Annotated in this window: 20 protein-coding genes; 6 read left to right on the forward strand and 14 right to left on the reverse strand. The window is 69.1% G+C overall.

Annotated features, from left to right (window positions below):
- The first annotated feature begins 10 nt into the window (after positions 1-10).
- Positions 11-394 carry a hypothetical protein gene (locus IU448_RS18745; RefSeq protein WP_195056974.1) on the forward strand — a complete coding sequence of 128 codons (384 nt, stop codon included), beginning with the start codon at positions 11-13 and terminating at the stop codon, positions 392-394.
- Positions 395-409: 15 nt separating this feature from the next.
- On the opposite strand, the gene IU448_RS18750 is transcribed toward IU448_RS18745, so the two are convergent.
- Entirely contained in the window at positions 410-703 is a 294-nt protein-coding gene (locus IU448_RS18750; protein WP_228813608.1) for a hypothetical protein, read from the reverse strand.
- A gap of 51 nt (positions 704-754) precedes the next feature.
- Here IU448_RS18750 and IU448_RS18760 point away from each other — a divergent pair, with 51 nt between their 5' ends.
- Positions 755-3,070 carry a TerD family protein gene (locus tag IU448_RS18760; RefSeq protein WP_228813609.1) on the forward strand — a complete coding sequence of 772 codons (2,316 nt, stop codon included), beginning with the start codon at positions 755-757 and terminating at the stop codon, positions 3,068-3,070.
- Positions 3,071-3,101: 31 nt separating this feature from the next.
- Here IU448_RS18760 and IU448_RS18765 read toward each other — a convergent pair whose 3' ends face one another.
- From IU448_RS18765 to IU448_RS18775, 3 genes are all read right to left on the reverse strand, one after another.
- Positions 3,102-3,608: an SgcJ/EcaC family oxidoreductase gene (locus IU448_RS18765; protein WP_195056975.1), complete on the reverse strand. Its 507-nt coding sequence runs from the start codon at positions 3,606-3,608 to the stop codon at positions 3,102-3,104.
- Positions 3,609-3,834: 226 nt separating this feature from the next.
- Positions 3,835-5,280 (reverse strand): DUF1254 domain-containing protein, encoded by a 1,446-nt coding sequence (locus IU448_RS18770; protein ID WP_228813611.1) that lies wholly within the window; start codon positions 5,278-5,280, stop codon positions 3,835-3,837.
- 97 nt (positions 5,281-5,377) lie between these two features.
- A complete protein-coding gene (locus IU448_RS18775; RefSeq protein ID WP_195056976.1) occupies positions 5,378-5,671 on the reverse strand; it encodes a hypothetical protein in 294 nt (97 codons plus the stop codon).
- A gap of 222 nt (positions 5,672-5,893) precedes the next feature.
- On the opposite strand from IU448_RS18775, the gene IU448_RS18780 reads away from it, so the two are divergent.
- Entirely contained in the window at positions 5,894-6,172 is a 279-nt protein-coding gene (locus IU448_RS18780) for a hypothetical protein (protein WP_195056977.1), read from the forward strand.
- Between the two features lie 151 nt (positions 6,173-6,323).
- A complete protein-coding gene (locus IU448_RS18785; protein ID WP_195056978.1) occupies positions 6,324-6,563 on the forward strand; it encodes a DUF6374 family protein in 240 nt (79 codons plus the stop codon).
- Between the two features lie 56 nt (positions 6,564-6,619).
- Here the strand turns inward: IU448_RS18785 and IU448_RS18790 are convergent, their stop codons facing one another.
- Positions 6,620-8,353, reverse strand: a complete 1,734-nt coding sequence (locus IU448_RS18790; protein WP_195056979.1) for a BCCT family transporter — start codon at positions 8,351-8,353, stop codon at positions 6,620-6,622.
- A 443-nt stretch (positions 8,354-8,796) separates the two neighbouring features.
- Here IU448_RS18790 and IU448_RS18795 point away from each other — a divergent pair, with 443 nt between their 5' ends.
- Positions 8,797-9,264 carry a MarR family winged helix-turn-helix transcriptional regulator gene (locus tag IU448_RS18795; protein ID WP_195056980.1) on the forward strand — a complete coding sequence of 156 codons (468 nt, stop codon included), beginning with the start codon at positions 8,797-8,799 and terminating at the stop codon, positions 9,262-9,264.
- Between the two features lie 7 nt (positions 9,265-9,271).
- Here IU448_RS18795 and IU448_RS18800 read toward each other — a convergent pair whose 3' ends face one another.
- The 4 genes from IU448_RS18800 to IU448_RS18815 all read right to left on the reverse strand — a co-directional run bounded on the left by IU448_RS18800 (position 9,272) and on the right by IU448_RS18815 (position 13,026).
- Positions 9,272-10,060 carry an acyl-CoA thioesterase domain-containing protein gene (locus IU448_RS18800; protein WP_324188639.1) on the reverse strand — a complete coding sequence of 263 codons (789 nt, stop codon included), beginning with the start codon at positions 10,058-10,060 and terminating at the stop codon, positions 9,272-9,274.
- A gap of 263 nt (positions 10,061-10,323) precedes the next feature.
- Positions 10,324-10,977 carry an isochorismatase family protein gene (locus IU448_RS18805; RefSeq protein WP_195056981.1) on the reverse strand — a complete coding sequence of 218 codons (654 nt, stop codon included), beginning with the start codon at positions 10,975-10,977 and terminating at the stop codon, positions 10,324-10,326.
- 84 nt (positions 10,978-11,061) lie between these two features.
- On the reverse strand, positions 11,062-12,210 hold the full coding sequence (locus IU448_RS18810; protein ID WP_195056982.1) for an isochorismate synthase: 1,149 nt from the start codon (positions 12,208-12,210) through the stop codon (positions 11,062-11,064).
- 9 nt (positions 12,211-12,219) lie between these two features.
- Positions 12,220-13,026 carry an SDR family oxidoreductase gene (locus IU448_RS18815; RefSeq protein ID WP_195056983.1) on the reverse strand — a complete coding sequence of 269 codons (807 nt, stop codon included), beginning with the start codon at positions 13,024-13,026 and terminating at the stop codon, positions 12,220-12,222.
- Between the two features lie 86 nt (positions 13,027-13,112).
- Here IU448_RS18815 and IU448_RS18820 point away from each other — a divergent pair, with 86 nt between their 5' ends.
- A complete protein-coding gene (locus IU448_RS18820) occupies positions 13,113-14,765 on the forward strand; it encodes a (2,3-dihydroxybenzoyl)adenylate synthase (RefSeq protein WP_195056984.1) in 1,653 nt (550 codons plus the stop codon).
- Positions 14,766-14,812: 47 nt separating this feature from the next.
- Here the strand turns inward: IU448_RS18820 and IU448_RS29415 are convergent, their stop codons facing one another.
- The 5 genes from IU448_RS29415 to IU448_RS18845 all read right to left on the reverse strand — a co-directional run bounded on the left by IU448_RS29415 (position 14,813) and on the right by IU448_RS18845 (position 25,878).
- Positions 14,813-15,055 (reverse strand): phosphopantetheine-binding protein, encoded by a 243-nt coding sequence (locus IU448_RS29415; RefSeq protein ID WP_195056985.1) that lies wholly within the window; start codon positions 15,053-15,055, stop codon positions 14,813-14,815.
- An 88-nt stretch (positions 15,056-15,143) separates the two neighbouring features.
- The gene (locus tag IU448_RS18830; protein ID WP_195057443.1) at positions 15,144-15,980 is read right to left on the reverse strand and encodes a siderophore-interacting protein; all 837 of its coding nucleotides are present in this window, start codon (positions 15,978-15,980) and stop codon (positions 15,144-15,146) included.
- Positions 15,980-17,284 carry an enterobactin transporter EntS gene (entS, locus tag IU448_RS18835; protein WP_195056986.1) on the reverse strand — a complete coding sequence of 435 codons (1,305 nt, stop codon included), beginning with the start codon at positions 17,282-17,284 and terminating at the stop codon, positions 15,980-15,982. The genes IU448_RS18830 and entS overlap by 1 nt, the downstream gene beginning before the upstream one ends.
- On the reverse strand, positions 17,281-18,279 hold the full coding sequence (locus tag IU448_RS18840) for an ABC transporter substrate-binding protein (RefSeq protein WP_195056987.1): 999 nt from the start codon (positions 18,277-18,279) through the stop codon (positions 17,281-17,283). Before IU448_RS18840 ends, entS begins: the two co-directional genes overlap by 4 nt.
- Before the next feature lie 78 nt (positions 18,280-18,357).
- A complete protein-coding gene (locus IU448_RS18845; RefSeq protein ID WP_195056988.1) occupies positions 18,358-25,878 on the reverse strand; it encodes a non-ribosomal peptide synthetase in 7,521 nt (2,506 codons plus the stop codon).
- Positions 25,879-26,016: the final 138 nt, after the last annotated feature.

Raw genomic sequence — 26,016 nt, forward strand, 5'->3', positions numbered from 1 at the left:
CAATGGAGCGATGGCACAGCTCTGGGTGAAAACACATGGCGGCGACTGGCTTCGAGCCGACCAGATCATCGAAATCGGTACCGAAGCGGTGCGCACACCGCCGGGCGATCCGGGCGCGGCGGAGGTCGTCGCCCGGCTGGCGGTCGCCACCGGCAGCGGGAACTGGGATTACGACCGCGGCAACGGCACGGTCGGGCCGAGCGCGCGGGTGCTGGGATGCTACCCGGACGAGGAGACCGCGCAGCGAGTCGCGGACCGGCTGGTCCTGACCCTGCTCAGCGCCGAACGCAACGCCCAGATCACCTTCGAGGACGACGATGTCCTGGTCCGGCCGGTGCACGACCGCACCACGACCGACACCCCGTACAACGGCCGGTCCCTCGACGCCCGCTGACGCCTCCGTCACCGATCAGGATTTCCGCCGGGGTCGCTTTCGCGGCGGTTCGGGTCCGGGTCCCGGCGGCGCGCCGAGGCCGGCCATCCGGCCGACTCCGGGTAACCGTGACAGTGCGCCGAACAGATCCTCACCCACCGCGATCAGCGCTTCCAGCCGGGGCAGCAGCCGATCGTAGGCGGCGAACGCCGGGTCGGCGAGGGCCGGCGTACGGTCCAGCCGGTCGACCGTGGCATCGAGGCGGTCGATGGTGCCGGACAGGTTGTCCAGCAGGTCGGGTAGCTGCGCGGCCAGTTGCGCCGAGGCCATGACCTGCGCGCCTGCGGGCGTGTCGGCCCCGCATGGCATAGTGCGACGACGATGGAACTGAGCAAGGGCGCCAATACGCCGATACCGACATCTCTTCTGGCCGTGGTGATTTCCTGGCGGTCCGAGCATGTGGTGGACGCGCACGCCCTGCTGCTGGACAGCGACGGAACGGTCCGCGACGACAAGGACCTGGTCTTCTACAACGCGCCCCGGCACATCTCCCAGGCCGTCACGCTCGATCAGGACCCGGCCCCCGGAACCGCCCGGCTCAGTGTGTCGCTGCCGCGGACCGAATCCGAGGTGGACCGCATCGTGGTGTCGGGCTCGCTGGAGGACACCGAATTCACCCGTGTCGAGGATCTGCGCGTCACGGTGTACGCGGTGGACGGTCCGGTCGCGGAATTCGCCGTCACCGATTCGGAGGCGGTGACGGCGATGATGTTCGGAGAGTTCTACCGCCGCGACGGCGGCTGGCGCTTCCGCGCGGTCGGCCAGGGCTGGGCCACGGGAATGGCGGGTCTGGTGACCGAATTCGGCATCCAGGTCGACGATCCACCCGGCCCGGAACCCAGCGGTGCGCCGGCCGCTTCCCGGCGCCGGGAACCGGCGGCGACCGCCCCGGCGGGCCGGGCCACCGGCTGCCCGTCCGGCACCGAGCCCGCGAACGACCCGGCCGGTGCCACAGCCGTACTGCCCGCGACGCCCGGTTCCCGCGCGGACACACCGCGCCGCCACGGCGACCGCGTGATGTCCGGCCGGCACGGCACGACCGCCGGGTCCGTGCCCGAAGCGCCGGGCAGCCGGCGAACTGTGCCCGGCGCCGCCGAACAGACGAGCCGGCCCGGCCCGGACCGGATGCCCACCGGAACCCGCTCCGCCCGCGACGACGCCCCATCCCATCCCGGCGACCGGCCGCCGCGGCCCGGCGCGAGCGACGCACCGGATGCGCTGCCGGCCCATCCGGTGCCCCGCCCCACGGAGTCCGGGTACGAATCCCGGCACCACGGCACTCCGGCTACCGGGCACGTCCGGCAGGGTCGGCCCTACCCCGCGTCCCGGGCCGATGGAGCGCCCCCGCAGCAACACGAAGACTCCGGGCCTACGAATACCCGGGCCGATGCACGCCCGGTCGCCGCGACCCATCCGGGCAACGCGCATTACCGGCTCGACGAACGAACCGGATCCGGCACCGCCCCCGCACCGTGGGACCGCTTCGATACCGCACATTCCGTCCGCCGCGCATCGGGCACGGTCACCCTGCGCCGGCTCACCGTGCCGGAACCGACACCCGTCGAGCCGCCCCCCGGTTCGGGTCGCGCCGACTGGTACCGCGATCCAGCGGAGCCGGCCGTGCTGCGCTGGTGGGACGGCGAGCAGTGGACCGCCGACACCCGGCCGGCGGCCCGGCCCCATCCGCACGACTGTGCCCGGTGCGGCTCCCGGCGCCGCCGCCGGGTTTTCGGCGGGCACCACCCGTGCGCCACCTGTGCGGCACAGACCGAGGAGTTTTTGATCCACTGGCATACCCGGGCCACGCGGGTGCTCGCCGCCTCGGGACCGCGGGGGTCGGAATGGGATGCGCTGTGGGCATCGCTGCGCTACCAGCGGATCGACGAATCCGCTGCCCGGGCCGCACTGGAGCCGGCGGCACTGCAGTATGTGGAACGGCGGGTCGCGTTCGCCTTCGCCGACGGCCAGATCACGGCCGACGAATACGACGATGTCGAGCACGCCATCACCGAACTGTCCCTGGCCGGCCGGCTCATCGACGATCTGCGGGCCCGGATGGGTCGCGGGCGGGCGCTGTCCCGGCTGCGGGAAGGCGATCTGTCCACCGTGCGCACTCCGGACCTGCATCTGGACGCCGAGGAACTGGTCTACCTCGATATCGACGCGACTCATATCCGGGAACTGGCCCGCGGGCCGAAGCATACCGACGGCCGGCTGATCGTGAGCACCAAGAAATTACGGTTCGTCGGGCCCGGCACCGGGGTGGAGATCCCGTGGTCTCGAATCGTTTCGGTGGCGGCCGAATACGATACGGTCGTCGTCGCGGCCACCTCGGCCCGGGGCGGGGCCAGTTTCGCCGTGGCCGACCCGGAATACCTGGCCGCCGCGCTCGAAGGCGCGCTGCGGATCGCCAAACGGCTCGTGCTCGCGCCCGGACAGCGGGATTCGCGCAGTATCCCCCAGGAGGTCAAGGCCGAAGTGTGGCAGCGCGACGGCGGAAAATGTGTGGAATGCGGGGAAAGCCACTACCTCGAATTCGACCACATCATCCCGCTCAGCCGCGGCGGCGCCACCAGCGCCTCGAATCTCCAGATCCTGTGCCGCGGCTGCAATCGCGAGAAGGGGGCGAATATCTGACCGGTGTCTCGGGTACCGGCGCGCCGACTGCTCAGTTTCCGCCGGTGGACGCCCGGACCCGGTCGGTACGCCGGCGTACGTAGCGGGCGAACACCCGGCCCAACGGGCTGTCGTTACCGGGTGCCGGCCGGACCCGACTGTTGTGGAAGGCCGCGATTTTCCATTCGCCGCCGGCGCGGTGCAGCACCCAGGTGTTACGGGACAGCCGGCCCCGCGGGATCCCGGCCTGCCAGGCGAATACCACCGACCCGGTCATATGCGCCACGGCCACGTCCTCGCCCAGGAAGCGGATCGATTCGATCTCGCCCTCGATGCGGGTTCCGTACAGCGGTCCGTCGAACAGTCCGGCGTGTAGTGCTCGATTGGCCGCCCGCCCACGCAGATGGGTGCCGTCGAACGCCACATAGTCGCTGTCGTCCGCGAATTCCGCGGCATAGGCCGCCGCATCGTTATCGGCCCACGCCACAGTGGCCCGGTTCAGCACCTCCCGGATCTGCTGTTCGGCCTCGGTGCGGATACGCATATCTTGTCCGGTCATCGTCCACATCCCCTTCGTCGGATCAGATACTCCGATGCTGCGCCGCGAACCCCCTTGTCCGGTATCGGGAAATACCCTGAAACGACCACGAGATCGCCCCCAACGCCTGCCGGGCGGTCGACCGCCGATCGGGCGCGGCAAATACCGCAGATGAGTGACGAAACGGCCTCGTACCCGTCCCGGTCGAGTCCAGGTCCTGCGCGGCCGGACCCGGGATCGGACGCAGTCAGGGCTCCAGCGGCGGCGGAAGCCATTCACCGTCCAGTACCCGCCGCTCCGGTTCGTACAGTCGCATGACCAGCGAGAACTGGCCGTCCTCCGGGATCGGCAGCCAGTTCGAGCGCGGCACTCCCGGGCCGGGGTCGGCGGCCTGGACGGCGAACTCCAGCGAACCGTCGGGCGCGAACACCGGCGGTACCGGATGCCCCACCGTATGCAGATCCGCCTCGTTCGGCACCAGATAGCCGTCGCTGCCGTAGGCGGTGAGCGACCAGAACGCGGCCACCGGCGGCGCCTGCCCCGGTTCGAACCGCAGGGTGAACTCGATCGGGGTGCCGTCGTCGTCCGCCTCGTCGAACAATGCCGGATACACCACCACAGCAGCCAGATTCGCACCCACTCCCCGGTCCGCAGTGGCGGCCCGCAGCAGATAGTTCGTACCGTAACGCCCGACGTTCAGATCCAGTACCCAGCCGTTGCGTAGGATGCTGCCCGGGTCCACATACGCGTCGATCTTGCGTTTGGCGGCCTCGACCCCGGCGGAGAGCTCGCCCGTACTCACGCCTTCGGGCGCACCGCCGGGGCGGATCCCGATGGTGGCGAAGCGCCGTATTGCGGGCTCGTCCTCGGCGGCGGGCGGATTGTCCTGCATGAGTTCGCACATGCGCTCGAAGAAATCGCGCGCCGGCATCTCGTCGAGCGCCTGCAGTCCCGCCGATTCCGACCAGTCCTGGTTCTCCGGGATCGAATCGGCTTCGGCTGCCGCGGGTGTGGTCCAGGCACTCAGCGGCGCGAGACGCAGACGGGACTGGATATCGCGCACCGCCGCAACATCGTCCGGGCCGCGCACCTCGATCCGCCCGTACAGCCAGGCGTCCGCAGTGGGCACCGGTAGCTGGACCGCGCCCTGCGGCAGCGTTCCCCGCCAACCGGGCCCGGTGACGGCGTAGACGAACGGGGCCGTGGCGCCGGGATCGGCATGCGGTTGCAGGCTGGTCGGGGTGAAGGCGGTGTTGGACCAGGCGTCGAGGATCTGCATCACCCAGTAGCGGTCGTCTATCTGCGGTACTTCGAACAGCACCGGTTCCTCGCGCAGGTCCAGCCATGCCACCGAGTACAGGTTGTCCAGATCGATCCGGACGACGGTGCGCTGGCTCGCCGCGGGAAGTGCGCTCGTGTGCTGGAACCGGTTGACCGAGGTGTACTCCAGGGCCCGGCGCCGAATCGTATCGATCAGCATCAGCGGATAGCCGAAAACATACGCGTCGGTGACCACTTCGCGCCGCTCGGCGGGCGTACCCGACGGCTGGATCGCGGTATCGTCGTCCTCGCCGCCGCACGCGGCCAGTCCGGTGACCGCGATCAGGCCCAGCAGCGAACGCCGGGACAACCGGAACCTGCCGGGCACCGGCGGCCGCGAGTTACCGGGTACCGCTGCCGGGGCGTCGCCCATGGGCATTCTCCCTGCTCATCGCTGTCGGATGGACTGCTACGCAGGATACGCCCAGAAATAGCCGAACGGTTGCCGCCACGGTCGGCGCGGCCGGTTCTCAAATGGCGAGCACGGTATTCATGATAGTGCCCGCACTGGTGGCGACCACACCGCCGATCATGGCCCCGGCCACCATCTTCGGCGATTGCATCCCACTGCCGGACCATTTCTCCCAGGCGAACCTCCCGCCGGCGTACACGATGCTCACCGTGCCGGACAGAATGGCCAGCCAGGTGGCGTACCGGACGAACTCCATGATCTTGTCGGCCAGCGGTGGCGCCTCCGGAGTGGGATCGCTGACCTGTGCGTATACCGATACCGCATCGACAACCGACGCCGCGATGATGCTCACCGTCTGCTCCCTCGCCTCTTACGTTCGGGCACTGCGGCCCCACCCCCATCATCCAGACGATGCGGGCCCCGGCGCAACTTCTTGCCGCTCAGCGTATTTCGCGCTATAACCGCTGGTGCCCCCGAATCCCTGCCGGGAACCGGGTTTACTGCGATCACCCCCGGCGAGCGGTTACGATGCGTGTGCGTTCCCGCCCACCCCGAACACAGAGTGAGCTGCGAGATGATACTGGCCGCCGTCACCGATACGCTGCTGGCGCAAATCGGCAACCCCACACCCGAAGCTCCCCCGCTGGCCGACAAGATCATGAACATGGTCCAGTACCTGACCTGGTTCGTTCTGCTCGCCGGTATCACCGCGATCATCTACGCCGGCGGCAAATTCGCCTGGGAGAAGTGGTCCGGAGGCGGCCTGGAATCACCGAAGATGGTGGCCGGCGCCATGATCGGCGGCGTGGTCGCCACCAGTGCGGGCACCATCATGAACGCCGTCATCGGCTGAGCGCCGATGCTCCCGATCAGCTCCGCGGCGACACTCGGCCGCGCCACCGCGTAGCACGGCGACCCGCCACCGTCGAACTGCCGCCGGTAAGCGGCGCAACATCACAGATCAGCTATCGAAAGTATGTTCGATTTCGGGTACGGTAGCCCGCATGCCCGAACTCGCCCCCATCCCGTTCGCCCGGCTCAACCTCGAACAGGTACGGGAACGACTCCTCGCCGCGGCCGCCTTCGGCGAGTCCCTTTCGCCCGACCAGCTCGAGGCCCTCGCCGGCAAGCTCAGCGCCGGTCTCAGCATCTATATCGAGGCCACCCAGAACAACTCGCCACGGCTACCCCGGCCGGCCCCCGCTGGACGTGCCTGCCTGGACTTCCGGGGGCCGCGACACTGAACCCCCGCCCGCAGCGGGCGCGGGGCCGGGGCTCGGGGCGAGCAGCCGGATAGATATCAGTCGCGGGTGGCCTGTTCGTCGTCGGCCGTTTCGATCGGCGTGGTGACGAGTTCGAATTCGCCCTCATGCTTGGCAACACCCTGCACGACCGCGCCCTCCACGAGCTCCACCCCCAGGTTCGCCCGCACGATGATCGGATCGGTGCGCACATCGCGATACAGCGAGATACACATCATCACCATCACGATCATGAACGGCAGGGCGACCACCGTGGTGAGTGCCTGCAATCCGGTCAACGCGCCGCCCAAATCGTCGGAATCGGCGATCACCAGCATGATCGCGGCAACCGCACCGGTGGCGGTACCCCAGAAGATCACCGTCAGCCGCGAGGGTTCGATACTGCCGCGTTCGGAGAGCGTACCCATCACGATCGACGCCGCGTCCGCGCCGGAGACGAAGAAGATTCCCACCAGAATCATCACCAGCACGGTGGTGATCGAGGTGATCGGATATTCGTCGAGCAGATGGAACAGGGCGAAATCGGGGTTCACACTGCCGTCCGGCTCGGTCAGACCGCCGGTATCGGTCTGCTGCCGGATCGCGGCGCCGCCGAAGACGGCGAACCACACCAGGCTCACCAGGCTGGGCACCAGCAGTACCCCGGCCACGAACTGGCGGATGGTACGGCCGCGGCTGATCCGCGCGATGAACATGCCGACGAAGGGGGTCCACGAAACCCACCATGCCCAGTAGAAAATGGTCCAGCTCGACAGCCATTTCTCCATCTCCTCACCCCCGGCGATACCGGTCCGCGAGGCCATGGTCGGCAGTTCGGCTATGTAGTCGCCGACGGCCGTGGGCAGGAAGTTCAGCATGAACAGAGTCGGCCCGGCGATGAAGACGAAAGCCGCCAGTACCACCGCCAGCACCATGTTGATATTGGACAGCCACTGGATACCGCGGGCGATCCCGGACACCGCGGACAGGATGAAGGCGACGGTGAGCACGGTGATCACCAGCACGAGGCCCAGCTTGGAGACGGCGTCGACATAGCCGTTGAATTCGAGTCCGGCGCCGATCTGCAGGGCGCCGAGCCCGAGCGAGGCCGCCGAACCGAACAGTGTCGCGAAGATCGCCATCATATCGATGGCTTTACCGCCCATACCTTCCGCGTGCCGGCCCAGCAGCGGCCGGAACACCGCCGAGAACAGCTGCGAGCGCCCCCGGCGGAAGGTGGTGTAGGCGATGGCGAGCCCGGCGACCGCGTAGATGGCCCACGGATGCAGCGTCCAATGGAACAGAGTGGTCGCCAGCGCCACCTCGGCCGCTTGCGGGCTGCCCGATTCGGCGGTATTCGGCGGCGCGGAGGTGAAATGGGTCAGCGGCTCGGCGACGCCCCAGAACATCAGCCCGATTCCCATCCCGGCGCTGAACATCATGGCGATCCAGGACACCGTCTTGAACTCGGGTGTTTCGTCGTCGGCGCCCAGCGGGATCTTGCCGTAGCGGCTGAGGGCGAGCCAGATCACGTAGACGACGAAGGAGGTGGCGACGAGAACGAACAGCCACCCGGTATTGGTGATCACCCAGGACTGCGCGTTGGAGGCCACCCGCGCGAGGCTGTCCTGGTCGACGATCCCCCACAGTACGAAGGCCATCGCGCCGATGGACGTGATGCCGAAGACGAGCCAGTCCACTCCGCGCCGCCGCCGCAACGCGGGTCTGCCTTTCGGGGAGCCCGGCAAGCCGCCCTCGGGCGTAGCGGGGTCCGTGCCGGTGTCGATCACCATGGACCAGTCCTTTCAGATCGCACTGTGCGCTCCGCGTTGCGGCCGCATGCACGACGGGGACCAGCCGTTTTTCGGTCCCCGCCGGCGTACGCGACCGCGTCGCCGAACGGATGTACCGGGAAAAACCGTACCGCCCCGCCGCACCGGCGACGCATCGAACACGTCCCCGGCTCCATTCGCGCCCGCCGCCGGAGGTGGCCGGACCCCGTCCGAACAGCTCTATCGACAGTCCGACGGACAGTTGTCCAAAGGTATTTCCATACATGCGCCCGGACTTATCGGGCGAACCGCCGAGGGCGCCGGCGAACGCGACACCATGGAGGAGTGCATTTGCATGATGCAAGAAGTGTGTAGGATACAAAACGTCCCGGCGGCGTGGTATGACGATCGTCGAGACGCCCGCCGGGCCACTACGGCATGAGCATACGAGCAGGACACCCGCCATGGACAAGCCGACCCGCCTGATCGAATTCGAAACCATGCTGCTCGGGCGGCACAGTCTCAACGCGCATCTGCGCCGCCCCGACCACCTCGAGCGCAGCGCCTACCTGGTATTGAGCCGATTGTGGATCGAAGGCCCGATGTCCATCGGGGAACTGAGCGAGGCATTCGGCCTGGACACCTCCACCGTGCACCGCCAGACGACGGCCATCATGAAGGCCGGCCTGGCCGAACGCATTCCCGACCCGGCCGGCGGCGTGGCCCGCAAGTTCCGGATCACCGCCGAGGGCGAACGCCGGCTACGGGCCGACCGCGAGTACAACGTCCGGGGCCTGGACCGGGTGCTACGCGGCTGGAGCGAGGAAGACCTGCAGACCTTCGCCGCCTACCTCGCGCGATTCAACGCCGATCTCGAAGCGCACGAAGCGCGCCCCTGGCCTCGTCCGTCGTATACCGAGCCGCACGGGTAGCGGCGGCTCAGAACCGCCGCATATCGACCTGCCGCCGCACATTGGATACCGCGGTCACCACCGCCGTGCCCAGCGGCCCGCTCCGGTCGTAGAGGCTCACGGTGCCCACCGATATCCCCGCGGCGGCCACATGGTCCTGCGCCAGTACCCCGATCCCCGGCCCGATGGGCAGCCGGGCCAGCGTGAGGGTCACATCGGAATTGATGTAGCCGATCCCGGCGCTGCCCCAGTTGCTCATGAAACTCGCCGCGTCCCCGGCCATCGCCACCCGCTGGAACGGAGTCGGCGATTCGCCCGCGACCACCGGCAGCATGTTCTGCCAGATCGCCTTGCGGTCGGCATTCTGGGTGGCGCCGAAATCCCGTGTCCACTCCCGGTCGCCGCTCTTGAACAGTGGATGCGCGCCCGCCTCGGATTCGTCCGGGACATCGGGGACCGGGAGGTCGCGGCCGGGCTGCCACAGTTCTCCGGCCGGAATCTCACCGGTCCGCAGGTACACCACGGTGGCGCGGGAACGCACCTCGTCACGCTGGATCAGTTCGGCGTCGGCCACACAGATTCGCTTACCCTCCCGGACCAGCGTGCTGCGCACGGTCGTGGGCTCGTCCCCCACCGGGCTGAACAGGTCCACGGTGAGCCGGGCCGGGACGAACTCCGCGCCCGGCGCGCGCGTCTCCAGTTCCCGGGCCAGCAGCCCGCAGATGGCCGGGCCGCTGACCTGGGTCGGGCTCCAGCTGGATATGGCCATCCGGGTGGGCAGAAAATGCTCACCCTCTCTGGTGTAGAACGCCAACACGGTATCGACTCCTCTCGTGGGGAACCCACACCAGAATTACAACACGTTCTAGTTTTGTGGCGAGAGGAGGTTCCCGGCGTCGAATTCGGTGGCATCGGGTCGCCCGCGTCACCCACTGCGCCGAGCCGCACGCGGCATGCCACCTGAAGTCGTGGCCAACCGCTCGAGCCGAATACATCGACACTCTCCGCACACCTCGGCCCGGGCGACGCTTCGTTCGAAGCGGCCCCGGCAGGACCCGCATCCGAACCGGGGCCGGTGGTTCACGCTCCGGCGGGCACCGGGGCCCCGAGCTGCGTCAGCACACCGTCTGTGCTCAGCACCATGCCGCAGCGCCGGGCCGTGTACTGCAGTGCGATCGTATGCTCGTCCTGGCTGAAATCCGCGACCGCGTCGTGCACCATGAACGCGCGGATATCGTTCATGAACGCCTCCGCCGCGCTGAGCATGCAGCCCATATGCGCATATACGCCGGTGACGATGAGCTGATCGCGGTTGCGGTACCCCAGCAGCTGGCGCAGATCGGTACGCTGGAACGCCGAATAGCGCCATTTGGTGACCTGGATATCGTTCTCGTCGGGTTTCAGCTCCGCGATGACCTCGGTATCAGGACCGTCCGACATGCCGGTTCCCCAGAAATCCGCGAGCAGTCCGCGCCGGTCGGGATGCTGGTCGCCGGGCTGCATGCTGTAGACGACCGGGATGCCCAGTTCCCGGCATCTATCGCGTAACCGGGAGATATTGCCGATCATCGTCCGGGCCGGATCGCGATCGAGCTGATACGCGGTGAGGAAGTAGTTCTGCATATCGTGGATCAGCAGGGCGCATCTGCCGGGGTCGATTCGCCAGGACACCTGGTTGGCGATCTCGTCGTCCAACGGCGGCATCGCATACGGTGCGATCGGCTGCATGGGCATGGCCAGAACTCCTCATCATCTCTTGTGGCCCGCGGCTTTCCGGAAGGCCGCGGGGCCGGGCGCAGTAGCGGAAGGGGTATCGGGTCAGGACACGGCCGCCGCCTTCCCGCCGACTCCGAGCGGTGCGAGCACGCGCTGGAGTTTTCCGGTGGTTTCGGCCAGTTCGTCCTCGGGATCGGATTCGGCGACGATCCCGCCACCCGCGTACGCCAGCAGCGTCCGGCGGTCCGCGGCCAGTTCCGCGCAGCGGATACTCACCATCCACTCCCCGTTGCCCTCGGCATCGCACCAGCCCACCGCACCGGCGTAGAAGCCGCGCTCGCCCTCGAGTTCGGCGATCAACCGGGCCGCCGCGGCGGTGGGGGTGCCGCAGATGGCGGGGGTGGGATGCAGGGCCTCGGCCAGTTCCAGCGCGGTCGGCCCGGCGGCCGGGACCGTGGCGCCGATCGTGGTGCCCAGATGCCACATGGCCGGTGTCTCGGCGAGCTCCGGGGCAGCCGGGGTGTACACATCGGTGCATCGGTCCCGCAGGACGCCGGCGACATGATCGACCACATATCCGTGTTCGTGCCGGTCCTTGGCGGAACCGAGCAGGTGCTCGGCGGCGATCCGGTCGGCCACCGGGTCCTCGGGGATCCGCCGCGCGGAGCCTGCCAGCGGGTGACTGGTGACCTCCGGTCCGATCCGGCGCACCAGGATCTCCGGACTCGAACCCACCAGGTGCCGCCCGGTGTAGCCGCCACCGGCGGCGGACAGGTCGACCAGGTAGCCGTTACCGGCCGGGTCGGTGGCAACCAGCAGATCGAGCAGATCGACAGCCCGCACCGCACGGTCGGCGCGGGCCCGGAGTTTCCTGGCCAGCACCACTTTCCGCAGCGGGTTCGCGGGGTCGGCCAGCAGGCGGAGGGCGGCATCCACCCGGCGGATGTGTTCCTCGGGTTCGGGCAGGTTGGCGGTGATCGCGATATCGGGCGCAGTCACCGCCCGCGGGGACCGGGGGCCATCGGTCACCGTGACCGTTTCCGGCGCCCACAGGGCGGCCGGGGCGCCCGGCGCGAACGGCAGCGCGCCGACGATATGACTCACCCGCCGGGCCCGCAATTCGGCGGCGGCCTCGGCGGCGCTGTGGAAGACACGATCCCCGGCCGATGCGGTGACGGTACGTTGCGGCCGGGACAGGACAAAGGCAGGATCCGCGGAAGACGCGGGATTCTCGGCGTTGATGGTGATCATCCTCTCGTGTCACATATCCAGCGTTGCGCCGCCGTCGACCCGCAGGTCGTGCATGGTGATGTGGCGCGCGGCGTCGGAAACCAGGAAGTGGACGGCGGCGGCGATATCGGCCGGTTCGGCAATCCGCCGCAACGGGATTCCCAGGCGGTAGTTCGCCGGGTCACCGTCGAGCAGGCTGGTGCGCGCGGCGTCGCCGAGTCCGTGTTCGCCGGAATCGGCGTACATTCCGCGCAGCAGGGCGGTGTCGGTGGAACCCGGCGACACCAGGTTCACCCGCACCCCGTGCGGTGCCACCTGCAGCGCCAGCGACCGGGTGAACGCCGTGGTGGCGGCCTTCGCAGCGCCGTAGGCGGCCAGGCCCACCCGGGGTGTCGTCGCAGAGTTGGAGGAGACGACCACGATGCAACCGCGCTGCGCCGCGACCATTTCGCGAGCGGCACGCTGCGCCACGTAGACGGCGGAGCTGGTGTTGACCGCGAGGCACCGCTGCCAATCGCCGGGGCCGGTGTCCAGGGCGGAGCCGCCGATCATCGCGCCGGCGGTGTGCACGACGATGCGCGGTGCGCCGGATTCGGCGACCACCCGGTCGAATACGGCACAGACGGCGGCCGGGTCGGTGAGATCGATTTCGGTGCCGCGGGCGGCAATTCCCTCGTGCTGCCGTCCGAGCCGTTCGGCCACCTCGTGCACCCGGGGATCGGTGTCCCACAGTTCGATGAGCGGAGCATCGCCGGCGAGTGCGGTGGCGACGGCCGCCCCGATCCCCCCGGCGGCTCCGGTGACGATGACCCCTTCGCCCCATTGCTTCGTGACCATTAGGTTAGCCTAACCTGAAGTTACACCGTAAGGCTAGCATTCCGGTGTGACATCGAACAAGATCGCCGATCGGAAAGAGGTGCGCCATGCCATCGCCCGTCCTGCCCGGTTTCACGCCGTGGCCAGCGGAACAGGCCACCCGGTATCGCGACGAAAAGTGCTGGACCGGTGAGACATTCGCGCAACTGCTGAGCACCCGCGCCACGCAGACCCCCGAGGCGATCGCCGTCGTCGACGCGACCCACCGCTGGAGCTACGGCGAACTGGACCGCCGCGCCCGATCGCTGGCCACCGGCCTGATGCGGCTCGGTATCGGCCACCACGACCGGATCCTCGTTCAACTGCCCAACCGGGCCGAATTCGTGGAAGTCATCTTCGCGCTGTTCGAAATCGGTGCGCTGCCGGTGTTCTGCTTGCCCGCACACCGCGAATCGGAGCTGGTGCCGATCGGCAACGCGAGCAAGGCGGTCGCCATGATCACCTGCGCCACTCACCAACGTTTCGACCATGCAGCGCTGGCCGATACCGTCCGGCGCGGGGTCGACTCGCTGCGTCACGTCCTGCTGGTCACCGACGATCCAGCGACCGAATTCGCCGAGGGCGCCACCGATCTCGCCGATTATCGCGACGAACCTGCCGAGATGCCCGAACTCGACGCCGGCGATGTCGCATTCCTGCAACTCTCCGGCGGCAGCACCGGAATCCCCAAACTCATCCCCCGCACCCACGACGACTACCTCTACAGCGTGCGGCGCAGCGCCGAGATCACCGAACTCGGCCCGGATTCGGTCTATCTCGCGACACTGCCGGTGGCGCACAACTTCCCGATGAGCTCCCCGGGAATCCTGGGCGCCCTGTATGCGGGCGGCACGATCGCCATGACACCGGATCCGACGCCCTCGACCGCGTTCGCGGCGATCGAACGCTTCGGGGTCACCATCACCGGGCTGGTTCCGCCGCTGGCGCGGCTGTGGGTCGAGCGCGCCGAAAAAGGTGGCGAACTCCCGGATCTGTCCAGCCTGCAGGTAGTTCAGGTGGGCGGCGCCCGCTGCCCCGACGAGCTGGCCCGCCGCGTCGGCCCCGCGCTGGGAGTGACCCTGCAGCAGGTGTTCGGGATGGCCGAGGGCCTGGTGTGCTACACCCGGCTCGACGATCCGATCGATGTCGTGGTCTCCACCCAGGGGCGGCCGATGTCGGAACTGGACCGGCTGAAAATCGTCGACGACGACGGCGCCGAAGTGGCGCCGGGCGCCGACGGCAACCTGAAAACCCAAGGGCCGTACACGATTCGCGGTTACTACGACAATCCAGAGGCCAACGCCCGCAGTTTCGACGCCGACGGCTGGTACAGCACCGGCGATATCGTCGCGCTGCGCCCGGACGGCAATCTCGTCGTGAAGGGCCGGGCGGGCGACTGGGTCAACCGCGGCGGGGAGAAGGTATCGGCCGAGGAACTCGAGGCCCATCTGCTCGAACATCCCGACATCCGCGACGCGGTGATCGTCGGAACACCGGACCCGGTTCTCGGGCAGCGCATCTGCGCGTTCGTACAACCCGCCGATCCGGCGGCCCCGCCGACGCTGACCACGGTCCGCGGCTTCGTCCGCGAACGCGGTATCGCCGCCTGGAAGATGCCCGACGCCGTGGTGACCATCGAAGAGTTCCCGGAAACCGGGGTCGGTAAGACCAGCCGCCGCGATCTGCGCCGGCTGCTCGCCGAGGGGCACCGCGCACAGTGACCACCGGTGCCGCGAACCACGCGTCCGGCGCGGTTCGCGGCGCCCGGTCACGGGCACAGCACCTCCAGCCAGGACTCCAGTACGGGGTCCCCGGCCAGCATCATCGGATCGACGGTCTCATGACCCTCCGACCGCCATTTCTCCACCAGTTGCATGATGCGCACCGAATCCAGCCCGGCATCGAGCAGATTGGTATCGGTGGACAGTTCCTCGACCGGTACGCCCATCACTTCGGCGACATCCCGGATGAAGCGGTCGCGATCGGCCACGGCCGCTGCGTCGTTCGTCATGCTCTATCCTCTCGACATAATCGGGAGCGCTGCGTGATCACGCTGCGCCGCCTCCTGCTCGCTCGACCCGATCATGTCGGGTCCCGTCCTATTCCTCGCCGTCGAAATTCGCGACGCCGTGCTTCCAATAGCCCGCGATCAAGCAGTCCTTGGATCCGACACCGAGCTCGTTCCGGATCCATTTGCGGATCGGGCGCAACTGCCCGGCCTCCCCGGCCACCCACGCGTACACGTTCTGCCCCTCGGGCACCGTGACCGTGCGGATCGCCTTCTCCAGCAGATCCCCGGTCCCCGGCGCGGCGTCGCCGCGGTGCAGCCACTGGATGTCGAATCCGGCCGGTGCGTCGATCTCGATCTCCTGGCTCGCGTCGGTGACCTCCACGAACACCCAGCCCCGGGTTTCGCGCGGCAGCCGCTGCAGCCAGCGGGCGATCGCGGGCAGCGCGGTGATATCCCCGGCGAACAGGTAGTTGTCGTAGCTGTGCGGTACCACCACGCCGCCGGGCGGTCCGGCAATATGGATACGGTCTCCCGGTTCGGCCGCCAGCGCCCAGTCCGAGGCGAGCCCGCCGGGATGCAGCGCGAATTCGATATCGAGTTCGCCGGCGTCGGCGTCGTAGCGGCGCACCGTGTATTCCCGCGAAATCGGCCGCGGCGCAGGCCATTCCAGCGAGAGACCGTCCTTCACCGGCAGGCGCAGGGTGCCGTCGACATCCGGGAAGACCACCCGCACGTGTTCATCGGGCACATAGCTGTGGAACCCGGCCAGTCCCGGACCGCCGAACGTGACCCGCAGCAGGCCCGAACCCACCTGTTCGGTGCCGAGCACCTCCAGTTCCCGCAATTCGATCGGATAGCCGACCTTGGCCCCATGGGATCCGGCCATGACCTCCGCGATCCGCTCACGATAGGCACCGCGATCCATCACACACCGTCCTTTCCTTTGTCCGCGACTCCAGTAGGCTCCACCGGCGGTTTCACCGCCGGCCCGGCGGGTTTGCCGGGCGCGGTGAGCCGGGCGAGCGGTGCCAGGAAAACCATGGCGGGAACGAACAGCACGAGCACCGCGCCGCCGTAGACCACCAGGGCGGCCCCCGGTTCCACCAGACCGCCGATCACACCGGCCGCCATCGACCCGAGCGCCGTTCCGGTCACCGACTGCACCAGTTGCAGGCTCGACAACCGGCCGCGCATATCCTCCGGCGAATGCTGCTGCAGTACCGCATAGCGCAAGATGTTGTTCACCGCCCGGGCGATACCGAAAGCGGCCAGGCCCAGGAAGCTCCACGCCACCTGCGGCCACACACCGGCCATGATCAGGCCCACCGGCATGAGCGCCAGCGACGCCAGCAACGCCAGGCCGTTACGCCGGGAGCGGCCGATCCAGCCGCTGGTCAGGGAGCCGAGAACGGCGCCCGCGCCGGGGGCGGCATAGAGCAGGCCCAGAGTGGCCGGACCGGCCTCCAGTGCTCGATCGGCGAATGCCGGCAACAGCACCAGCGGTCCGCTCACCAGCATGGCGAGCAGCCCGCTCACCAACACCGCGCGGATCACGCGGTGGCGTACCGCGAAACCGATACCCTGCCCCATTTCCACCAGCGGATTACGTAGCTCACGGGCAGGGGGCGGGGCGGCGCCGATGGCCCGGATCAGGCCCACCGTGGCCGCCGTGGCCGCAGCGGCGGCGAAAAACGCGAAAGGGACCCCGATCTGGGCGATCAGCACACCGGCGACGGCCGGGGTGATCATGGTGCCCAGATCCGAGGTCAGGGTGATCAGCGCACCCGCCGCCGGCATCTTCACCCGCTCGACCAGCATCGGCACCAGCGCCATCATCGCCGAACCGCTGACCCCGCCCGCCAATCCGTCTACGACGGCCGCAGCGTAGATCACCGCCAGAGTAGGACTGGACAGGATGGCATTGAGGCCCAAAGCCAAGAACGCGAGGCCCGCGGCGGTCCGCGACCATTGCATCACCGTGCGCCGGTCGAACCGGTCGGCGATCACCCCGCCGGCCAGGCTTCCGGCGAACAGGGCGACCGCCATGCTCGTCGACACCCCGGCCACGTGCAGGCTCGACCCGGTGAGGTCGTAGACCTGCACCGGCAGGGCCACCATGAGCAGCCCGATCCCGAGAACGGAGATCAGCCGCGCGCCGAAGGCACACCGGAACCGCCGGCTCTCCCGCAACGGGGAGATATCGATGAGGAGGCCGGCGGTGGCTGTCACTTGAACTGCTCCTGGATCAGGTCGAGGGTGTTCATCACGCCGCGGTAGTCCGGCCGGTAGCTGGTGGCCGGCAGTTCGTACACCTTTTTGTCCTTGAACGCCGGCAACTGCGCGAACATCGGATCCTTCGCGAGATCGGCCGCGCTCTTGGCGCCGCTGAGCGGGACCACGATGACCACGGGCTGATCGACGACCTTGGTCAGCAGTTCGGGGCTGAAGTTGAACCAGTCGGCGGAGGGGTTGATCTCCGGGTTACCGGCCTTGGCGACGACCTGCTCGTCGGCCTTGAAGCCCAGCTCGGCCAGCAGCGTCGGCAGCGCGGCATTCGGCAGGATCATCTTCGGCTTGCCGTCGGCGGCGGACTGGAAGTAGCCGATCTGCTGCTCGGGCGCTTCGACCGTCTCGGCGACCTGCGCGAGTTTGTCGTCATAGGCGGTGATCAGCTCGTTCACCTTCTCGCCCTGGTTCACCACATCGGCGAGCAGTTTCAGCTGATCCTGCCAGCCGGTGACATCACCGGGCACCAGCACGGTCGGCGCGATGGCGCTGAGCTGATCGTAGGCGTCCACCGACTGTTTGGCCGGGAAACCCTGGCCGCCGCCGATGATCAGATCGGGCTGCACCGAGGCGACGAACTCCACGTTCACGCTCTGCCCGATCGGCACGACCTGGGTGCCCTGTTCCGTCGCGTCCTCCGCCCACGTCGGCGGAAATTTCCCGCTGCGGTCGGTAACGCCCAGAACCCGGGTGTCGGCCGCGGCCACCGGCACATCCAGGTCGTAGAGGTAGCCGGCGAGAGCGCCGTTGAGCACCACGACCCGTTGCGGGTCGGCCGGCACCTCGACGGTGCCTTTCGCGGTCTGGATCGGCCGGGTGCCGGATTCGGCGGCAGGCTCGGGATCGGAGCTACAGCCCGCGACCGCGACCACCGCGACGAACAGACCGACTACGGCACGTAGCCAGGCCGCGAAGCGGCTGTGGGATAACAGCGACATAGATGTTTCACTTTCTTTCTCGAACTACCGGGGCACCGGACGGTGCCGCGGCAGAGTCTCCGGGGCCGGCCCACACGGTCAGGTCCGCAATGCCGGGTCGGTATCGAGCAGCGCGGCGACCTCGGCCCAGCCGGCGTCGGCCACGATCCCGAAATGGGTGTAGGGCAGGCGGCGCGCAACGATGCGCGCGCCGGCCGCCCGCCAGCCGGCCAGTTGCGCGGCGACGCGCGGTGCGTCCTGTTCCTCGCCCGGGTCGGCGGCGTAGAGCGCCATCGGTCCGGAATACTGCGGCGCCACCGATTTCGTGACCATCCGCAGCAGCTCGCCCGCCGCACCGCGGATGAGCGCGGCCAGATCGGGGGCGTCCTCGGGGAGTTCCGGCAGCAAGCGGTCCAGTCGCGCCGGATCCGCCAGCGCCGCGCCGGCCTGTTCGGCGAGGCCGGCCAGCGGATGCGAATCGACCAGGCCCACGAACGCGACCTCCGCGCCGCCCGCGGTGAGCGCCGCCGCCATGGCGTGCACGATATTGCCGCCGAGCGAATAGCCCAGCAGATGATAGGGGCCCACCGGCTGGATCTCACGCACGGTTTCCAGATAGCGAGCGGCCAATTCGTCGAGGGTCCCAGCCCCGGAATCCGCACCGCGCAGGGCAGGCAATTGAAGGCCGATCAGTGGCCGGTCGGCGCGCAGCCGCCGGGCCAGCGGAGCGAACTGCCAGGCGGTGCCGCCGACGGGGTGCACGCAGAACAGCGGTTCGCCCGCGCCGCGGTCGCGTAGCCGCAGCACATGATCGAGACGCCGGCCCAGCATGGCGATCTCCTCGGACACCGGCCCCGGGAACCCGATCTCCCGCGTTGCCGCCTCCGATACCGAGATCCCCGGCGCGACAACAGTCGTCCCAGCAGCATCCGGCACTGCGGCACCCGACACGACCGCACCCGGCGCAACAGCACCCGACACGACCGCACCCGGCGCAACAGCACCCGACACGACCGCACCCGGCGCAACAGCACCCGACACGACTGCGTTCGACCCGCCGGCAGCCGAGATACCGGACCCCGCAGCGGTGGAGCCGTTTCCGCCGGCCGGTAACACGCCTTCGATGCGCGCCGTGAGGGCGCGGACGGTCGGCGCGTCGAAAACGTCGTCGACCACAACCGCGTATCCGGCGCGGCGCAATCGCCCGACCAGCCGTACGGCGGTCAGCGAATGACCGCCGGCGGCGAAGAAATCGTCGTCCGGCCCGATCGCCGCGATTCCCAGTACGGCCGCCATGGCAGCGGTGACCGCACCCGCCGTTCCCGCTTCGCCGGCCGGCCCACCGGGAACCGCTGCCGGCGCACCCGGCGCCACGACCGGTACTCCAGGAGCCGCCGCCGGCGTAGCCGAACCGGCAGTCTGCGGTACGACCGGCACACCCGAATCGGCAACCTGGGACACCCCTGGCACACCCGAATCGGCGGTCTGGGGCGCGCTCACTACACCCGAACCAGCAACCGGTATGCCCGGACCGGTGGCCTGGGTGGGGGCCGGTGCGGTGGCCACGTCCACCGGGTATTCCGGGACGGGCAGCGCTTTGCGGTCGAGTTTGTCGCTGACGGTCATCGGGATCTCGTCGAGTTCCACGAATGCCGCGGGGATCATGTAGGCGGGCAGGACGTCACGAAGGGCAGCCCGTAACACCTCGGTGTCCAGGGTGGCGCCGGAGCGGGCGCGCAGGTAGGCGACCAGGCGCTGGTCGCCCGGAATATCTTCGCGCAGGATCACGGCGGCCTGGGCGATCTCGGGCCGGCGCAGGACCGCCGATTCGATATCGCCGAGTTCGATCCGCTGGCCGCGCAACTTCACCTGACTGTCGGTGCGGCCGATGTAGTCGAGTTCGCCACCGGCGCCCCACCGCACCAGATCACCTGTGCGATACATGAGTTCACCGTGGCCGGCGGGGTCGGCGACGAACGTATGCGCCGTGCGCGCCGGCTGATGCAGGTAGCCGCGGGCCAACTGCACACCGGTGAGGTAGAGCTCGCCGACCGTGCCGAACGGCACCGGCCGCAGCCGCTCGTCCAGTACGCGTACGCCCGCACCGCCCGGCGGGCGGCCGATGGGCACCGTATCCAGATCCGTGTCGTCGGTGACGTGGTAGGTGATGCAGACCGCGGCCTCGGTGGGTCCGTAGAGGTTGTTCACCTCGGTTCCGGTGACTTCCCGGAACCGCTGCGCGGTGGCCGGTGGGAGCGGTTCGCCGCCGGTGAACACACAGCGCAGCGCGGTGCACCCGGTGAGGTCGCTTTCCTCGGCCATCGTGGTGAGCATGGAGGACGTCATCTGCACGGCGGTGACTCCCTCGCCGGCCATGAGTTCCGCCTGATAGTAGGGGTCGCGGTGACCGTTGGGGCGGGCCAGTACGATCCGGGCGCCCACCAGCAGCGGCAGGTAGATCTCCAGCAGCGAGGCGTCGAAGGTGGCCGGGGTGCGGTACAACATGGTGTCGCCTGCCCCGAACCGATGCTGTTCCTGTAACCAGGCGAAAGTGTTGATGATGGCCGCATGGCTCACCGCGACCCCCTTCGGCACCCCGGTGGACCCGGAGGTGAACAGCAGGTAGGCGGCATTGTCCGGGCGCAGCGGCGCGCGCCGGTCCGCGTCGGTGAGCGCACCGGCCGCGAAACCGGTGAGGTCCAGGGTGTCGGTGGCGACGACGGGTGCCCGTCCGGTCGTGAAACCGTCGGCGCTCGTGGTGAGGGCCAGTGCCGGGGCCGCGGTCGCGAGAATCGTGTCCAGCCGTTCGGCGGGTTGCCCCGGGTCCACCGGAAGATAGACCCCGCCGGCGCGACTGATCGCGTGCGCGGCGATTACGGCTTCCCCGCAGCGCCGCATCGCGACCACCACCACCGTCTCCGGCCCGACCTGCCGGGAAACCAGCCAGCGGGCCAGCCGATCGGCGCGTTCGCCGAATTCGCGATAGGAAATCGTGATCCCGTCCGCGGTGAGCGCCGGGGACGCGGGATCGATCTCCGCCGCCGATCGCCAATCGGCCAGTGTCGCACCGTGACTGTCCGGATGCCGGGTGCCGTCGAGTAGCGCTCCCACGGTGGCCGCCGGGTCGTCGGTCAGCGCGCTGAGCACGGCGCCCAGCCGGGCCGCCAGCCGCTGCCCGACCGCTTCCTCGATCGCGCCCGGCGCGTAGTGCAGCATGAGCCGGAACCGGTCGCCGGGTAGTGCGGTCACGGTCACCGGGTAGTGGGTGAGGCTGTGCACGGCGACGTCGGCAACGCCGATATCGTGCGTTTCCTTCGGTGCCACACCCGTTTTGGGGAAGTTCTCGTAGACGACGAGCGTATCGAACAGCCGCCCGACCCCCGCGGCGCGTTCCACGGTGGCCAGGCCCAGATAGCCCTGGTTCTGCATTTCCAGTGTGGTCCGCTGGAAGGCGGCGAACTGCTCGGCCACCGGCTGCCCGGGATCGAGGACCATTCGCACCGGAACGGTATTGCTGAACAACCCGACCATGCCGCTCACACCGGGCAGATCCGCGGGCCGGCCCGATACCACCGCACCGAACACCACATCGGTACGGCCCAACTGTTCGGCCAGCACCATCGACCACGCACCCTGCAACAGTGTGTTCATCGTGAGTCCGTGTGCCCGGCCGAATGTTTCGAGCGCGATCGCGGTGTCCTCGGTCAGCGGCACCGGCAACCCGATCGCGGCCGACCGCGATCCGGGCGCGCCGATCAGGCTCGGCGCCTCCAGACCCGCCAGGTATTCGCCCCAGCGCCGGGTTTCCGCGACCGTATCGCGGGCGGCGAGCCAGGCCAGATAGGTGCCGTAGTAGCCGGGTTCGGGCAGTTCCTCGCCGTGGTAGCGGGCGAGCATCTCGCGCAGCACGATCGGGATCGACCAGCCGTCGGCGAGTAGGTGGTGGGCGGTGAGCACCAGCCGGTGCACGGTATCGGTGAGCCGGATCAGCAGCGCGCGCAGCAGCGGCGGCGCACCGATATCGAACAGTTCCGCGCCGGCGGTCTGCTCCAGCGCCGATGCGCGCTGCACAGCGTCCGGCCGGTCGCTCAGATCTTCGAACCGCCACGCGATCCGGGGGTCGCGGGGGATCACCTGGATCGGCTGATCGACCCGGTCGTAGTGGAAGGCGGCACCCAGGTTCGGATGCCGGCGCAGTACCTCGGTGAACGCCGCTGCCAGCCGGGGCGGGTCCACCGGGCCGGACAGTTCGAAACGGGCCGTGAGGGTGTAGACATCGGCGGCACCGTCGCGCAATGCGTGGAACAGCAGCCCTTCCTGCAGCGGTGACAGCGGCAGCACATCGGCGATCGGCCCGTGGACGGCGGCCAGTTCCGCGATACCTCGCGGCGGTAGCGCAATCGTCACCGATTCCGGGCGCGGCACCGGCTCCGGGCCGGTCGCCCCCGAAACCGCGACGGGCTCTGCCGCACCCGCCAGATCGGCGAGGCCACGGCGGGTCAGCAGGTCCTGCGGTGCCAGGACGAAACCGCGCTCGCGTAGTTTCGCGCAGACACCGATCGCGGTGATGCTGTCGCCGCCGGCGCCGAAGAAATCGTCGTCGATATCGACGGTCTCGGTATCGCGGCCGAGCAGTTCGGCGACCGTCTCGGCGATCGCCTGTTCGGCCGGTGTCACCGGCGTCCGCCCACCGGTGGACTCCACCGGGTCGGGCAGGGCGGGCCGATCCACCTTGCCGTTGACCGTCCACGGGAGTTCGTCGAGCACCACGATACGGGTGGGAACCATCGGGTCGGGCAGCGTATCGGCCAGCCGGTTGCGCAGCCGGGCACCCAGATCGGCGGCGCCGGCCCGCACCTGCGCCGCGGCTTCGGCGGTGGCGACCACATAACCGATCAGGCTCGGGCGCCCGCCGAGCTCGCGGATATCGGCGGCCGCGGCGACGACCTCGGGCAGCCCGCTCAACGCGGCCTCCACTTCGCCGATTTCGATGCGGTGCCCGCGGATCTTGATCTGCGCGTCCGCCCGGCCCGCATAGAAGTAGCCTTGCCCCGGCACCCAGCGCGCCAGATCGCCGGTGCGGTACATCCGTGCGCCCGGCGGGCCGAACGGGTCGGCCACGAAATGTTCGGCGCTGGCCCCGGGCCGGCCCAGGTAGCCCTGCGCGATCCCGGCGCCCGCCAGGTACAGCTCACCGGGCTGCCCGTCCGCGACCACCTGTAAACCGTTGTCCAGCAGATAGGCCCGCACACCGGGCAGCGGCACACCGATATGCGGATCGGTGCCGCGTACGGGTGCGCCGATGGCGTCGACGGTGGCCTCGGTGGGCCCGTAGAGGTTGACCGCCGCGATCCCGGCGCGCTGCACCTGCTGCCACAGGTCCGGCGGGCAGGCCTCGCCGCCGAGAACCAGCAGGCGCGGCGGCGCCGCGGTCAAACCGTGCGCGAACAGCGCGGCGGCCAGGGTGGGAGTACCGTCGACGACCTCGATTCCGTCGGCGCCGAAGGCGGCCACCAGCGCGGCGGGGTCGCGGCGGACCGCGCTGTCGTACAGGTGGATTCGATGGCCGTCGAGCAGCCACAGCAGCGGGTCGAGTGCGGCGTCGAAGGCGAATGAGGTGGTGTGCGCGATGGCGAGCCGGCGGCCGCCGGCCCGTTCGACGGTTTCGGCGTAGATCCCGGACCGATGCCCGGCGAGCAACTGCGCGAGGGCGGTGTGGTCGATCACCACGCCCTTGGGAGTGCCGGTGGAACCGGAGGTGTAGAGCACATAGGCGGCGTGATCGCCACGGACGGCAGCCGCGGCGGGCGGCCCGTCCGGATACTCCTGTATCGCGGCGCGAACCTCGTCGTCGTCCAATGCGACCGTACGGCAATCGAGTTCGTTCACCAGCGGGTCGCCGGTGAGCACGAGTACCGGGGCGGCGTCGGCGATCATCGTCTGCAACCGCGCCGCCGGATGTTCCGGGTCGAGCGGGAGGTAGGTCGCGCCTGCCCGCCAGACCGCCAGCAGCGCCACCACCAGATCGGCGGTGCGCGGTAGCGCGACACCCACCCGGTCGCCCGGGCGTACGCCCTGCTCGCGCAGGTACCGGACCAGCCGATAGACCTGTGCGCCCAGTTCGGCACCGGTGTATCGCCGCGCACCGGCGACCAGCACGGTATCGCCGGCATATTCGGCGACCATCCGGTCCAGCGCCGCCGCCACCAGTTCGGTCCCGGCCGCGGCCGCCGGCCCGCACCGCTGCGCCTGGAGCCGGGCCCGATCGTCGCGGTCGATCAGTTCCAGCGCACCGACCTGCACCTTGTCCAGTTCGGTGAATGCCTCGACGACCCGCACCAGTCCCGCCATCCGGCGGTAGGCGGTATCCGGATCGTTCGTGCGGGCATCGCATTCGAAGTTCAGCAGGATGGATTTGTCGGGCAGCGGGGTCACGACCAGGCCGAGATCCTCCGGTGGTCCGCCCGCCACATTGCGCAGTACGCCCTTGGCGCCGTCGAAGTCGAGCGCGAAATCGAAGACCTTCAGATTGATCCCGACCCCGTGCAACAGCTCGCCCGCACCGAAACCGCTCAGGTCCCGCGCCAGGTCGGCACCGCTGTAGCGCTGGTGTCTGCGCATTTCGCGCAGTGTTTCCGCGACCCGCACGCCGAGTTCGCCCACCGTTTCGTGGGCGGGTACGGCCAGCCGCAGCGGTAGCACGTTCACCGCCATCGCCGGTGTGCTGAGCGCGATCCGCCCGACGCGTCCCATCATCAGCATCGAGAGGACGACATCGGAGGTTCCGAGCTGCCGTTGGATATACGCGGCGTAGCAGGCGATCAGCCCGTCGGCCCAGGTGATCCGGTAGCGCTCGGTGCAGTTGCGCAGCCGGTCGAGGGTGGCGACCGGCAGTATCGCCTCGGCGCGGATCGTGCGTTCCACCGCGCCGCCGAGCGCGGTACCGCGGCCGTCCAGCGCGGGGGCGGGGCTGAGCTGTTCGCGCCAGTACTCCTGGTCGGCGGTGAACTGCTCGCTCTCCCGGTATGCCTGCTCGTCGGCTACCAGGTCGGCGATGGTGCCGAAGGTCGCCTTCGGGGGTTCGGCGCCCCGGCGCAGCGCGGTGTAGTGCGCGGCCACCCGGCGCGACAGCAGTGCCGCGCTGTAGCCGTCGACGATGAGGTGGTGGTACAGCTGCACGCACCAGACTTCGGATTCGGTGAGCCGGATCAGCGTGTAGCTGTACAGCCGCCGGTCGACCATCCCGCGGCACCGCCCGGCAGCCTCGTGCCGTTCGAGGGCGACGGCCTCGTGGGCCAGCGACACCGGGTCGGCGGCGCCCCGCAGGTCGATGGTCGGGCGCAGAACGGCGGGTTCGTCGGCGACGAATTGCCGGGGGCCGGAAGCGGTCTCGCGGAACCGCAACCGCATGTTCTCGGCCTCGGCGACGGTCCGCGTGATGGCCTCGGCGAGCGCAGCGACGTCGATCGGTTCGGCGCCCGATATTTCGAGGACCTCACCGACCAGGTAGCGGCCGGATTCGGGGTCGAACTGCTGCGCATTCCAGATTCCCAGCTGCGGGCCGGTGAGCGGTAGTCCTGCCCCGCTGATCGTCGACGCGTTCTGCACTGCCGCCGGCACGGCAACTCCCTTCGCTGTGAACCACTTTCGCCTGTCGCGCCACCGGTGGGAACCCCTGGCACAACACACGACCACAGTTGAGGTTAGCCTAACCTTTACTAAAGTAAAACAACTTGACTGCGGTCGAACTCTGCGCTC

The organism is Nocardia flavorosea (assembly GCF_015477805.1).
Taxonomy (GTDB): Bacteria; Actinomycetota; Actinomycetes; order Mycobacteriales; family Mycobacteriaceae; genus Nocardia; species Nocardia flavorosea_A.

Bases quoted from the DNA above. Each gene is read 5' to 3' on its own strand.
- IU448_RS18765 (WP_195056975.1), bottom strand. From the start codon at position 3,608: ATGACCGGACAAGATATGCGTATCCGCACCGAGGCCGAACAGCAGATC.
- IU448_RS18840 (WP_195056987.1), bottom strand. From the start codon at position 18,279: ATGTCGCTGTTATCCCACAGCCGCTTCGCGGCCTGGCTACGTGCCGTA.
- IU448_RS18815 (WP_195056983.1), bottom strand. From the start codon at position 13,026: ATGGTCACGAAGCAATGGGGCGAAGGGGTCATCGTCACCGGAGCCGCC.
- IU448_RS18770 (WP_228813611.1), bottom strand. From the start codon at position 5,280: ATGGGCGACGCCCCGGCAGCGGTACCCGGTAACTCGCGGCCGCCGGTG.
- IU448_RS18805 (WP_195056981.1), bottom strand. From the start codon at position 10,977: ATGCCCATGCAGCCGATCGCACCGTATGCGATGCCGCCGTTGGACGAC.
- IU448_RS29415 (WP_195056985.1), bottom strand. From the start codon at position 15,055: ATGACGAACGACGCAGCGGCCGTGGCCGATCGCGACCGCTTCATCCGG.
- IU448_RS18785 (WP_195056978.1), top strand. From the start codon at position 6,324: ATGCCCGAACTCGCCCCCATCCCGTTCGCCCGGCTCAACCTCGAACAG.
- IU448_RS18830 (WP_195057443.1), bottom strand. From the start codon at position 15,980: ATGGATCGCGGTGCCTATCGTGAGCGGATCGCGGAGGTCATGGCCGGA.
- IU448_RS18760 (WP_228813609.1), top strand. From the start codon at position 755: ATGGAACTGAGCAAGGGCGCCAATACGCCGATACCGACATCTCTTCTG.
- IU448_RS18780 (WP_195056977.1), top strand. From the start codon at position 5,894: ATGATACTGGCCGCCGTCACCGATACGCTGCTGGCGCAAATCGGCAAC.
- IU448_RS18750 (WP_228813608.1), bottom strand. From the start codon at position 703: ATGGCCTCGGCGCAACTGGCCGCGCAGCTACCCGACCTGCTGGACAAC.
- IU448_RS18820 (WP_195056984.1), top strand. From the start codon at position 13,113: ATGCCATCGCCCGTCCTGCCCGGTTTCACGCCGTGGCCAGCGGAACAG.
- IU448_RS18745 (WP_195056974.1), top strand. From the start codon at position 11: ATGGCACAGCTCTGGGTGAAAACACATGGCGGCGACTGGCTTCGAGCC.
- IU448_RS18810 (WP_195056982.1), bottom strand. From the start codon at position 12,210: ATGATCACCATCAACGCCGAGAATCCCGCGTCTTCCGCGGATCCTGCC.
- IU448_RS18795 (WP_195056980.1), top strand. From the start codon at position 8,797: ATGGACAAGCCGACCCGCCTGATCGAATTCGAAACCATGCTGCTCGGG.
- IU448_RS18790 (WP_195056979.1), bottom strand. From the start codon at position 8,353: ATGGTGATCGACACCGGCACGGACCCCGCTACGCCCGAGGGCGGCTTG.